Source organism: Streptomyces sp. NPDC093586 (genome assembly GCF_044764905.1).
Taxonomy (GTDB): domain Bacteria; phylum Actinomycetota; class Actinomycetes; order Streptomycetales; family Streptomycetaceae; genus Streptomyces.
In genome coordinates this window covers 274,495-286,701 of record NZ_JBIWJA010000004.1, presented here as the reverse complement: position 1 = coordinate 286,701, position 12,207 = coordinate 274,495, and the positions used below count along the sequence as shown (strand labels likewise).

Here is a 12,207-nt window from a genome sequence, read left to right as displayed (position 1 = left end):
GTCCATGGCAACGACCACACCAGCCGGTGTGCGGGCTCATGCCAAGCACGGGGGAGGCTCCTCGGGAGACGCTCCGATGACGCACCGGCAGATCATGGAGGCGCTGTCCGGGCTGCTGCTCGGCATGTTCGCCGCCATTCTGTCCTCCACGATCGTCACCAACGCCCTGCCCGAGATCATCGGTGACCTGGGCGGTGGCCAGAGCGCCTACACGTGGGTCGTCACCGCCTCGCTGCTGGCGATGACCGCCTCCACCCCCCTGTGGGGCAAGCTCGCGGACCTGTTCAGCAAGAAGGCCCTGGTCCAGATAGCCCTCTGCGTCTACGTCCTCGGCTCCGTCGTGGCCGGTCTGGCGCAGAACCCGGCGATGCTGATCGGCGCGCGGGTCATCCAGGGTCTGGGCGCCGGCGGTCTGTCCGCCCTGGCCCAGATCATCATGGCCGCGATGATCTCGCCGCGTGAGCGCGGCCGGTACTCCGGCTACCTCGGCGCGACCTTCGCCGTCGCCACCGTCGGCGGTCCGCTGCTCGGCGGCGTCATCACCGACACCAGCTGGCTCGGCTGGCGCTGGTGCCTCTACGTCGGTGTGCCCTTCGCGCTCATCGCGCTGCTCGTGCTCCAGAAGACGCTGCACCTGCCGGTGGTCAAGCGCAAGGTCAAGGTCGACTGGGCCGGTGCCTTCTTCGTCACCGCGGCCGTCTGCCTGCTGCTGATCTGGGTCACCTTCGCCGACGACAAGTACGACTGGATGTCCTGGCAGACGGGCGTCATGGTCGGCGGCGCGATCGTCCTGTCGGCGATCTTCTGCTTCGTCGAGACCAAGGCCAGCGAGCCGATCATCCCGCTGCGCCTGTTCAAGAACCGCACCATCAGCCTGGCCTCGCTGGCCTCGCTGTTCGTCGGCATCGCGATGTTCGCGGGCACCGTCTACTTCAGCCAGTACTTCCAGCTGGCCCGGGACAAGTCCCCGACCATGTCGGGCGTCATGACCATCCCGATGATCGGCGGCCTGTTCGTGTCGTCGACCGTCTCCGGTCAGGTCATCACCAAGACCGGCAAGTGGAAGGCGTGGCTGCTGGCCGGCGGCGTCCTGCTGACGGCGGGCCTCGGCCTGCTGGGCACCATGCGGTACGACACCCCTTACTGGCGCATCGCGATCTTCATGGCGCTGATGGGTCTCGGCGTCGGCATGATGATGCAGAACCTCGTGCTCTGCACGCAGAACCAGGTGGCTCCGAGCGACCTGGGTGCCGCGTCCTCCACGGTGACCTTCTTCCGGTCCCTCGGCGGTGCGGTCGGCGTCTCGGCGCTCGGCTCCGTGATGTCCTCCCGGATCAGCCACTACGCCTCGGACACCATCGGCTCGCTCAGCCCGCAGGAGCAGGCGGCGGCCGCCAAGTCCTCCGGCAGCGGCGCGATCCCCGACATGGACCTGCTGCCCCCGGGCATCCGCAACTGGCTGGAGAGCGCCTACGGGCACGGCATCGCCGACATCTTCCTGTACGTCGCGCCGATCGCCCTGCTCGCCTTCCTGGTGACCCTGTTCATCAAGGAGGTCCCGCTGCGCACCACCGGTGCCCTGGCCCAGGCGGCGGAGTCCACCACCGAGACCGCCTCCCCGGCGGCCCCGGCTCCGGCCGAGGCCACCCGGGTCGCCGAGCCGGTCCCGGCCGGCGCGGTCGCCACCGCCGCGCAGGACGCCGACACCGCCGTCCAGCCCGCGGCCACGCAGCGGCTCGCCGCCGTCGCCACGACGGCCGGCCCCGAGGCCCCCGTCTCCGGCGGCATCCCGGTCCGCGGCTTCGTCCGCGGCGCCGAGTCCGCGCCGGTCCCGCAGGCCGCCGTCACGCTGATCTCGCTGGCGGGCCGGCAGCTGGGACGGTCGGTCGCCCAGGCCGACGGCTCCTACGCGGTCGACGCGCCGAACGCGGGATCGTACGTCCTGATCGCCTCCGCCGACGGCTTCCAGCCGCAGGCGTCCACGATCGTCGTCAACGACGAACCGGTCGCCTACGACATCCTGCTCAGCGGCACCAGCGGGCTCACCGGCCTGGTCCGTGCCGCGGAGAGCGGGCAGCCCGTCAAGGACGCGATGGTGATCGTGACCGACGTGCGCGGTGACCTGCTGGCCACCGCCGCCACCGGGGACCAGGGCGAGTTCGACTTCGCCGAGCTGGTGCCGGGCACGGTGACCGTCGCGGTGAACGCCGCCGGGTACCGGCCGCGCGCCCTGCCCGTCGAGGTGGGCGGCACCGGTGTCACCCGCGTCGAGGTCGACCTGCAGGCCGGCGCCCAGGTCCAGGGCGTCGTGCGGGCGCCGCACGGTGTGCTGGCCGACGCCCGCGTGACCCTGGTCGACGCGGCCGGCAACGTGGTCGGCACGGCCACCACCGGCGCGGACGGGGCGTACGCCTTCACCGACCTGGACGCCGGTGAGTACACCGTCATCGCGACCGGCTACCCGCCGGTGGCGACGGCCCTCACGGTCGCCGGCCAGGGCGTCGACGACCACGACATCGAGCTCGCCCACCCCGGCGAGTAGCGATACCCCGGCCCGTGGCGGCCCGCGCGCTCCGAGCGGAGGCGCGCGCCGTCACGGGCCGGTCTCTTTCGACCGATACAAGACTTCTCGGGCCCGTACAGACCTGTGGGCCCGCTTCCTGGGGAGAACAGGGGAAAACGGGATGGGACTGACCGCGAGGATCCGTACGCGGGACGGATGGGCCGTGTCGCACGCGGTCGTCACGGTGACCGACATGACCGGCACACAGGTGCTGCGGGCCGAGGCGGACGCCGAGGGCGCCGTCCGGGACACCACGCAGCTGGCGCCGGGCGCGTACACCGTCATCGTCACGGCCGTCGGCTACGCGCCCGCCGCCTCCAGCGCCATCGTCACCGCGAGCGGCCGGGCCGAGGTCGGCACCGTGACGCTGGCCCGCCAGGGCGGCACCGAACTGCCGCCGCCCGGGCCGTGGACGATCGACCCGGTGCACTCCACCGTGGCCGCGGTCGCGCAGCACCTGGGCATCTCCAGCGTGCACGGCCGCTTCACCGACTTCTCCGGCACGGTCGAGATCGCGCCGGACGACGTCACCAAGTCCCGGGTGGAGGCGGTGATCAAGGCGGCCTCCATCGACACGGGCAACGGCATGCGCGACACCCACCTGCGCTCCGCGGACTTCCTCGACGTCGAGCGGTTCCCGGAGATCACCTTCCGGTCCACCGGGGTGACCCAGGCCGGCACCGACCGCTGGACCGTCCACGGCGAGCTGGGCCTGCACGGCGTCGTCCGCCCGGTCGACCTGGACCTGTCCTACCTCGGCACCGGCGCCGACCCGTGGGGCGGCACCCGGGCGGCGTTCCGCGCGACCACGGAGCTGCGGCGCGAGGACTTCGCCATGAACTACAACCAGGTCCTCCAGGCGGGCATCGCCGCCATCGGCACCACGCTCAGGGTCGAGCTGGACATCCAGGCCGTCCAGGGGGACTCACTGCCGGCCGCGTGAGGCGCCGTCGGACGCCCGGGCCACCAGCTCGTCGCACAGGTCCCGGAGTTTGACGTTCGTGTGCTGCGAGGCGTGGCGCAGCCGTTCCATGGCCCGGTGGGCGTCGATCCGCTCCCGGGCCATGAGGATGCCGACCGCCTGGTCGATGACGCTGCGGGAGAGCAGGGCGGTGCGCACGTCGGCCGCCGAGGACCGCTGCCGCTCGATGCGCAGGGCCTCGTTCACCGCGTCGGCGGCCCGCACCGCGAAGGTGCGGGCCGCTTCGCGTCCCTCACCCAGCGAGCCGGGTTCGAGGCCGTAGAGGTTGAGCGCGGCGCCCGTCTCGCCCTCGACGGTCAGCGGCAGCGCCAGCACACAGCGCACCCCGGTGGCCAGCGCGTACTCCGTGTAGGCGGGCCAGCGGGTCTCCTCGGCCAGGTCGGGGGAGTACCGGGGGCCGCCGGTCTCGGCGGCGTCCACACAGGGGCCCGAGCCGTTCTCGTACTGGCGCAGGTCCAGGCCCCGGGGGAGGCCGGAGCTGCCGGCCAGGGTCATCAGCCGGTCGGCGCGGCGCACCGTGATCGAGCAGGCGACGGCACCGGGCACCTCCCGCACCGCGCGGTCGGTCAGATCGCGCAGCAGGGTGTCGAGCCCCTGACTGCGCGCCAACGCCCGGTCCAGCGTCTCGGAGCTCTCGGGGCTCTGTGCGGTCATGCCCGTACGCATATCCCGACGGTGCCCATCGATGCCCGACGGTGCCCGTCGATGCCCGCCGGTGCCCGTCGATGCCCGCCGGTGCCCGTCGCCCTCTCGTCACCCGGGGGTGTCGTTCGCGTCGACGATGCGGCGGGCCAGGTCGCGCAGCTTGACGTTCTCCCGCTGCGAGGCCTTGACCAGGGAGTCGAAGGCGCCGGCCGCGTCGATGGTCATGCGCTCCATGAGGATGCCGGTGGCCTGGCCGATCAGGTCCCGGGTGCGCATCGCCTCGGTGAGCTGCTCGCGCACGGTCGCCGAGTCCAGGGCGAGACTGACGTGCGCGGTGAACAGGCGGCCGATGCGGGTGGCGTCCTCGTCGAAGGCGCGCGGTTCGCGCGCGTACGCCGTCAGCACGGTCAGGCGGCGTCGGTCGGCGCGCAGCCGCAGGGAGAGCGCCGAGCGGAGACCGAGGTCGGACAGGGCGTTGCCGCCGCCGTCGGCCCCGGTGTCCTCTATCCGCACCACGGGCGTGGTCCACAGCCGCTCCCGGTCCGGGTGCGGCTCGCGGCCGGGGTGCCGCAGCTCGGCCGAGCGCACGACCTCGTCGGTCCAGGCGAGCGCCCGGCTCCCGCTGCCGCGCTCGATCTCCGAGATGCCGGCGTGCTCGGCGCCGGGCAGGAGGTGCACGGCCAGCTCGACGGCGGTGCGCAGGGTGGTGTCGGCGGTGCGTGTCTGGTGCAGCTGCCGGGCCGCCGCGGCCAGGACCTCGGCCAGCTCGAAGCCCACCGGAAAACGCGACACATCAGTAAATTCGGACGCAGCCACCACGAACCTCTTCGGCATGCACGGCCATGTGGCCGTGCGCAGGAGAGCTCCGCAGCACATTCCCGACTGCGAGCACAGGACGCACAGAACTTTAGCCGCTCGGCTGCGTGACGGTGACGCCCGGCCGACGGAGCGGGCGGGCACCTTTCACGGTCCGCCCCGGCGTGGTGAAATGGAGCCCGGGTCAGGAAGCGGCCTTGCCGGAAACCGGACGGACGTCTGTCAGGTGAGTGACGTGACCTTCCTCCCCCAGCCCTGCGAGCCGTGCGACCCGCCCGGCTGCGCCGTACTGCCCCTGCCCCCGGAGATCGACTTCTGCAACGCCGCGGGGCTGCTGCCGATGATCTTGACCGCGGTGGGCCATCACTCCGGCGGGCTGCGCCTCCTCGTCCTGGACCTGACCGGAACCCACTTCATGGACTCCCAGGGCATCCGCCTCGTCGAGGAGGTACGGCACCGGCTGCGCGGCCGGGTCCAGCTGCGGGTGGTGGCGACCCCGGGGACCGCGCCGAGCCGGGTCCTGGAACTGTCCGGCCTGCGCCGCGACGTGCCGGTCCACGACCACCTCGCGGAGGCGCTGCGGTCCGTGAGCGGGCTGTCGGCCTAGGCTGGCCGCATGGCACCGAACATCGCGACCAACACCCGCGTGTCCCTGGACGAGTTGCTGGACTTCGTACGCCCCCGGCACCGCGCGATCCTGATGACCCGCAGGGCCGACGGCAGCCCGCAGGCGTCGCCGCTGACCTGCGGGGTCGACGACTCGGGCCGGATCGTGGTCTCCACCTATCCGGAGCGGGCCAAGACGCGCAACGCGCGGAGGGACGAACGGGTCGGCCTGGTCGTCCTCAGCGACGAGTGGAACGGCCCCTGGGTCCAGATCGACGGCACGGCGGAGGTCGTCGACGCGCCCGACTCCGTGGAGCCGCTCGTGGAGTACTACCGCAACATCGCCGGCGAGCACCCCGACTGGGACGAGTACCGGCGGGCCATGGTCGAGCAGGGCAAGTCGATCATCCGGGTGACGCCCGTGAGGTGGGGTCCGGTGGCGACGGGCGGCTTCCCGGCCCGCCTGGTGAAGGACGACTGAGCGGCCGCCACGGCCTAACCCCGCGCCACCATCGTCTCGATGCCCGCGATGAGCAGCTCCAGGGCGAAGTCGAAGTCCCGCTCCAGCATCTCCGCCACGGTGTCGCCGCCGCGGGCCGCCATGATGTCCCGGGACTCCTCGAGGACGCCCGCGGTGTCCGGCGACCCGGTCACCGCGCTCATGGAGTGCTGGAAGTACTCGTCCGGGCTCAGGCCGGTGTCCGCCGCGCGGCCGAGGAAGTGGCCCTCGATCGTGCCGTAGCCGTAGACGAACTGGAAGACGGCCGAGATGGCGCCGGTCACCCGGTGCGCGGGCAGGCCGGTGCGGCGGATGACGCGCTGCACCGCCCGGGAGAAGGCCAGCGAGTCGGGGCCGATGTTGAGGTAGGTGCCGATCAGCTGGGACAGCCAGGGGTGGCGCACCAGCAGCGCACGGTACTCCCCGGCCAGCGTGCGCAGCTGGTCGCGCCAGTCCTCGTCGGCCTCCGGATCGGGCAGCCGCAGCTCGCCGAAGACGGCGTCCAGGGCGAGTTCGAGCAGTTCGTCCTTGGTGTCGACGTACCAGTAGACGGACATCGCCGTCACGTCCAGCTCCGCGGCCAGGCGGCGCATGGAGAACTTCGGCAGGCCCTCGGCGTCCAGCAGCCGGACGGTGGCCTCGGTGATCCGCTCCCGGTCGAGCCCGGTCGGCTGCCCGCCGCCCCGCCGGCCGCGACGGCCCTTGTCACCGAGCCAGACACTGGCCTTCGGGCCCTGCCGGCCTGCCTTCGCCATGCGCACCTGCCTCGCTCTCGGTTGCCGGTCATGCTAAACGCCCCTGAAAGGGGCGCGGGGCTGCATCGATGTGCGGCTCCGCCGCGTGGGCGCGACCGCCACGATCCGCCCGCACTCGTCCGTCGACGCGATCCGCCCGGGTCCTCAGGCCGATCCCTTCTCCGCCCGCCGCAGCAACACCGCCGCCACCGCCCCGCCGAGCAGCACGGCCACCGCCCCCACCAGCTGACTGCTCTCCAGCCCGGAGGAGAACGCGTCGACGACCCGTTCCCGCTCCGCCGCCCCCTCCGCCGAGGCCAGCGCGGCCGGCAACGAGGCCGCGGCGACCGGGACCAGTGCCGCGAACCGCGAGTTCAGCACCGCGCCCAGCACGGCCACGCCCAGGCCGTTGCCGAACTCCGCCAGCGTCCCGTTGATGCCCGCGCCGACCCCGGCCCTGGCCGGCGGGATCGAGCCCATGATGGCGTGCGCCATGGCCGGGTTGCCGAGCGCGCACCCCACGCCGATCAGCAACAGTCCCAGCAGTGTGCCCGGGTAGCCCACGCCGGTCAGGGTGGCGATGGCCACCAGGCCCGCCGACATCAGCACCATGCTCAGCATGACCGCCACCGGTGCACCGAGCTTGACCAGCCACTTCGCCGCCACCCCGGAGAAGTTCAGCACCACCACCGTCACGGCCAGCGGCGCGGTCGCCAGCCCCGCCCGCAGCGGGTCGTACCCGAGCACGAACTGCAGGTGCTGGGTGAGCAGGAACAGCGCGCCGCCCATGCCGAAGGTGATCAGCATGAGCCCGGCGACCGCACCCGTGAACCGCTGGTCGCGGAAGAAGGCCGGATCGAGCATGGGGTACGGGATACGGCTCTCCCAGTACGCGAAGAGCGCGAGCACACCCACCGCGACGGCCGCCGTGGCCAGTACCCGGCCCGATGCCCAGCCGTACTCGGGTCCGGAGATGATCGCGTAGACCAGCGCCGCCATGCCGATCGTGGAGAGGACGGCGCCCGGCAGGTCGGGGCGGTCGCCCTGCCGGTTCTTCGACTCGGGGACCAGGACCACGACCGCGACCAGGCCCAGCGCCACGACCGGCAGATTGATCAGGAAGATCGCGCCCCACCAGAAGTGGTCCAGCACGAAGCCGCCGATCAGCGGCCCACAGGCGAAACCGAGCGCGCTCACCGCACTCCAGACGCCGATCGCCTTCGGATGCTCCTCGGGCGCGAAGATCTGCATGACCACGGCGAGCGTGGTGGTCAGCAGCAGCGCGCCGCCGACGCCCATGCCGGCCCGTGCCGCGATCAGCTGGCCGGAGCCGTCCGCGAGGCCCGCGGCCAGTGAACCGAGGCCGAACAGCGCCAGACCCGCGGCCAGCATCTTCTTGCGGCCGTAACGGTCGGCGGCGCTGCCCGCGGTGAGCAGCAGGCCGGACTGCACCAGGGAATAGGCGTTGATCATCCACTGGATGTCGGAGGTGGCCGCCCCCAGCTCGTCGGTGAGCGAGGGGATGGCCACGTTCAGCACGGTGTTGTCCAGGACCACGGTCAGCTGGGCGAGGCTGATCACACCGAGGATCAGCCAACGCCGGGGGTGTCCCTGGACGGGGGACGGGGTCTGCGTCCGGCCTGGTCCGCGTTCCTGTTCCGGTGAGGACGTCGCCATGCTGTACAGCGTAGAAGAACTCTCATACGCTGTACAGCAGACGTCGTTCCGCCCGGTCAGGCGACCGGCCGCGTCAGGTCGTAGAACGTGGCCGAGCCCGCCGTGACCTTCGTGAAGGTGGCCTCGACCCACGAGGTGATCTGCGACGAGCTGCCGGAGCCGCCGCCCGTGCCGCCGCCCGTGCCGCCGCCGGAGACGAAGTAGTGGATCCGGCCGTCCGCCACGTACTTCTTGAACTGGGCCAGTGTGGGGGACGGGTCCGTGCCGTTGAAGCCGCCGATCGCCATCACCGGGTCGCCGGTGCCGAGCTGGTAGCTCGCGGCGTTCTGCGAGCCGATCGCCGCCGCGACCCAGGTGTACCGGTCGGCGTCGGTCTCCAGCAGCTTCTTGGCCTCGGAGTCGACCTGGGCGCCGTTGAGCAGGCCGCCCATGCCGCCTCCCATGCCGCCCGCGCGGCCACCCTCGCCGGTGGCACCGTTCTGGCCGCCGGGTGCCGCCTGGCCGTTCCGGCCGCCGCCGGGGAGGCCGTCGCCCTGCTGGTTCCGGCCCGGCACGCCGCCCGGGAAGCCACCGGTGCCGTTGCCCGGACCGCCCTGGCCCTGCTGCCCCTGGCCCGGCGCGTTTCCGCCGCCCGGGAAGCCGCCGCCTCCGGGGCCGCCGCCCCGGCCGCCGCCACCCGGACCGCCCATCCTGCTCGCGCCGGCCGGACCGGCCGTGACGATGGAGCCGCTGTGCCCCTCCCGCACGGTGCTGAGCGTGTACGCGGCCGGCCCGGCCAGCGTCGTCACGACGCCCAGCCCCGCCACCGCGAGCACGGTCCGCCGCCCCAGCCGTCCGGCGAGGACGAGCCCGAGCGCGGCGACCAGGCCGCCGACGAGGACCAGCCACCGCAGCCACGGCAGGTAGTCGGGCGTCCGGTTCAGCAGGACGTACCCCCAGGCGGCGGTCGCCGTGACGGCGGCGGCGAGCGCGAGGGACGTCCAGGTCCGCCCGCGCCGCTCCCACAGGGCCGCCGCGCCCATGCCGACCACGGCCGCCAGGTACGGGGCGAGGGCCACCGTGTAGTACTGGTGGAAGATGCCCGCCATGTAGCTGAAGACGACCGCGGTCATCAGCAGCGAGCCGCCCCAGACCAGGAAGGACGCCCGGGTCGCGTCGGCGCGGCCCCGCCCGCGCGTGGCGACCAGACCCGCGACGAGCAGGATCAGCGCGGCCGGCAGCAGCCAGGAGATCTGGCCGCCGGTCTCCGCGTCGAACATCCGGTCCCAGCCGGTCTCGCCCCACTGTCCGCCCGCCCCGCCGCCGGGGCCGCCCCCGCCGCCGACGCTGCCGGTCTCCTCGCCGTTGAGCCGGCCGAGGCCGTTGTAGCCGAAGGTCAGCTCCAGGAAGCTGTTGTTCTGCGAGCCGCCGATGTACGGCCGCGACGACGCCGGCCACAGCTCCACGACCGCGACCCACCAGCCGCCGGAGACGACGAGCGCGACGGTCGCCAGCGCCAGCTGCCCCAGCCGCTTTCTCAGCCCGACCGGGGCGCAGACGCCGTAGACCAGGGCGAGCGCGGGCAGGATCAGGAAGGCCTGGAGGGTCTTCGCCAGGAACGCGAAGCCGATCGCGACACCGGCCCACACCAGCCACTTGGTCCGGCCGTCCTCCAGCGCGCGCACGACGAGGTGGCAGGCGACGGACATCAGCAGCGCCAGCAGCGCGTCCGGGTTGTTGAACCGGAACATCAGCGCGGCGACGGGCGTGAGCGCCAGCACCGTGCCGGCGAGCAGTCCGGCGGCGGGGCCGAAGCGGCGGCGCACGGCCGCGTACACGACGGCGACCGTCGCGACGCCCATCAGCACCTCGGGAACGAGGACCGACCAGGAGCTCAGCCCGAAGACCCGCACCGACAGCGCCATCGGCCACAGCGCGGCCGGGGGCTTGTCGACGGTGATGGCGTTGCCGGCGTCGAGCGAGCCGAAGAAGAACGCCTTCCAGGACCGGCTGCCCGCCTGCACGGCCGCCGAGTAGAAGGAGTTGGCGTAGCCGGAGGCGCTGAGATTGTAGAGGTAGAGCAGCGCGGTGGCCAGCAGCAGGCCGAGGAGGGCCGGGCGTACCCAGCTCGGGTCCTCGGGGCGGCCCCGCCACAGTACGCGCGGCAGGGCCCGCGCGGGCGGCCGGGGAGGAGCGGCCGGGGGCGGGGCACCGCTGCCGGGAGGACGCGTCTCCCCTTCGTACGTCGTCCGGTCGTGGTGCGTCGTCATCGTCCGTCCCTCGGGTCGGTGTCGGCGGGGCGTACCGGCTGGAGTCGCACGGTGGCGTCCCCCCGGGTGTGGTCCGCGACGTCACCGGCGCGGAAGGAGGTCGTCGGGTAGGGGGGCGTGGCGTACGGGGCCGTCCCGTGCGGGGGTGCTCCGTACGGGCGCGGGTCCGGGGCGGGCGGCGTCCGCGGGGCGGCGGGCGGCGCGTCCGGGAACACCCAGGCCCGGAAGAGCAGGAAACGCAGCACGGTCGCGGCGAGGTTGGCGGCGATCAGCACCGCCAGCTCGGTGGAGTGGGCCGGGTCGTCCGTCGCCGCGCCCAGGGCGGCGAGGGAGCCGCTGGTGAGGGCGAGGCCGATGCCGAAGACGACCAGCCCCTGCGCCTGGTGGCGCACCGCGCCGCCCCTGCCCCGCACCCCGAAGGTCAGCCGCCGGTTGGCGGCGGTGTTGGCGACCGCGGAGACCAGCAGGGCGAGCGCGTTGGCGGACTGGGAGCCGGCGAAGAGGCGGAACCCGCTGTAGAGCAGCAGGTAGAACAGGGTGGACAGGGCCCCGACGACGCAGAAGCCGACGAGCTGCCGGGCCAGGCCCTGCGGTACGTCCTCGATGTCCCGGTCGCGCGGGTCGTCGCCGAACGGCCGGGCCAGCCGGTCCAGCGGCAGCGAACCGGTGGCCAGGGCCTTGCCGACCCGCCACACGCCCTTGAGGTCGTCGGTCGCCGTCCGCACGATGTGCACGGTGGAGTCCGGGTCGTCGATCCAGTCGACCGGTACCTCGTGGATCCGCAGCCCGGCCCGCTCGGCGAGCACCAGCAGCTCGGTGTCGAAGAACCAGCCGGTGTCCTCCACCAGCGGCAGCAGCACCTGGGCGACGTCCCGGCGGATCGCCTTGAAGCCGCACTGGGCGTCGGAGAAGCGGGCCTGGAGGGAGCCGCGCAGGATGAGGTTGTAGGTGCGGGAGACGAACTCCCGCTTGGCGCCGCGCACGACCCGGGAGCTGCGGGCGAGCCGGGAGCCGATCGCCAGGTCCGAATGCCCGGAGATCAGCGGGGCGACCAGCGGCAGCAGCGCGTTCAGGTCGGTGGACAGGTCGGCGTCCATGTAGGCGAGGACCGGGGCGTCGGAGGCCGACCAGACGGTGCGCAGGGCCCGGCCCCGGCCCTTCTGCTCCAGCCGGGAGGACCTGACCTCGGCGATCTCCGCCGCCAGCCGCGCCGCCACGTGCGGGGTGGCGTCCGTGGAGGCGTTGTCGGCGACCGTGATGCGGAACGCGTACGGGAAGGTGCGGGTGAGGTGCTCGTGCAGTCTCAGGACGCACGGCCTCAGGTCCTTCTCCTCGTTGTGGACGGGGATCACCACGTCCAGGACAGGCGTACCGGCTCCTGCGGCCGGGAGGTGCTCCCGCGCCGGCAGGGAACCGGGAGAAGAGTCGGTTCGCAT

General features: G+C 73.0%; 10 protein-coding genes. 4 read left to right on the top strand and 6 right to left on the bottom strand.

Features of this window, described 5'->3' with window-relative positions; genetic code table 11:
• Window positions 1-4: 4 nt before the first annotated feature.
• A complete protein-coding gene (locus tag ACIRFH_RS07115) occupies window positions 5-2,542 on the top strand; it encodes an MFS transporter (protein WP_403517690.1) in 2,538 nt (845 codons plus the stop codon).
• A gap of 142 nt (window positions 2,543-2,684) precedes the next feature.
• The gene (locus ACIRFH_RS07110; protein ID WP_403517688.1) at window positions 2,685-3,506 is read left to right on the top strand and encodes a YceI family protein; all 822 of its coding nucleotides are present in this window, start codon (window positions 2,685-2,687) and stop codon (window positions 3,504-3,506) included.
• On the opposite strand, the gene ACIRFH_RS07105 is transcribed toward ACIRFH_RS07110, so the two are convergent.
• Complete coding sequence (locus ACIRFH_RS07105) at window positions 3,489-4,199, bottom strand: GAF and ANTAR domain-containing protein (protein WP_403517686.1); 711 nt, start codon at window positions 4,197-4,199, stop codon at window positions 3,489-3,491. The genes ACIRFH_RS07110 and ACIRFH_RS07105 overlap by 18 nt on opposite strands.
• A 99-nt stretch (window positions 4,200-4,298) precedes the next feature.
• A complete protein-coding gene (locus tag ACIRFH_RS07100; RefSeq protein WP_403517684.1) occupies window positions 4,299-5,024 on the bottom strand; it encodes an ANTAR domain-containing protein in 726 nt (241 codons plus the stop codon).
• Window positions 5,025-5,241: 217 nt separating this feature from the next.
• Here ACIRFH_RS07100 and ACIRFH_RS07095 point away from each other — a divergent pair, with 217 nt between their 5' ends.
• The gene (locus ACIRFH_RS07095) at window positions 5,242-5,613 is read left to right on the top strand and encodes an STAS domain-containing protein (RefSeq protein ID WP_403517682.1); all 372 of its coding nucleotides are present in this window, start codon (window positions 5,242-5,244) and stop codon (window positions 5,611-5,613) included.
• A 9-nt stretch (window positions 5,614-5,622) separates the two neighbouring features.
• Window positions 5,623-6,093, top strand: a complete 471-nt coding sequence (locus tag ACIRFH_RS07090) for a PPOX class F420-dependent oxidoreductase (RefSeq protein ID WP_403517680.1) — start codon at window positions 5,623-5,625, stop codon at window positions 6,091-6,093.
• Window positions 6,094-6,107: 14 nt separating this feature from the next.
• On the opposite strand, the gene ACIRFH_RS07085 is transcribed toward ACIRFH_RS07090, so the two are convergent.
• The 4 genes from ACIRFH_RS07085 to ACIRFH_RS07070 all read right to left on the bottom strand — a co-directional run bounded on the left by ACIRFH_RS07085 (window position 6,108) and on the right by ACIRFH_RS07070 (window position 12,207).
• Window positions 6,108-6,866: a TetR/AcrR family transcriptional regulator gene (locus tag ACIRFH_RS07085; protein WP_403517678.1), complete on the bottom strand. Its 759-nt coding sequence runs from the start codon at window positions 6,864-6,866 to the stop codon at window positions 6,108-6,110.
• Between the two features lie 144 nt (window positions 6,867-7,010).
• Entirely contained in the window at window positions 7,011-8,522 is a 1,512-nt protein-coding gene (locus ACIRFH_RS07080; RefSeq protein ID WP_403517676.1) for an MFS transporter, read from the bottom strand.
• A gap of 56 nt (window positions 8,523-8,578) precedes the next feature.
• Window positions 8,579-10,771, bottom strand: a complete 2,193-nt coding sequence (locus ACIRFH_RS07075; RefSeq protein WP_403517674.1) for an ArnT family glycosyltransferase — start codon at window positions 10,769-10,771, stop codon at window positions 8,579-8,581.
• A complete protein-coding gene (locus tag ACIRFH_RS07070) occupies window positions 10,768-12,207 on the bottom strand; it encodes a glycosyltransferase (RefSeq protein WP_403517672.1) in 1,440 nt (479 codons plus the stop codon). Before ACIRFH_RS07070 ends, ACIRFH_RS07075 begins: the two co-directional genes overlap by 4 nt.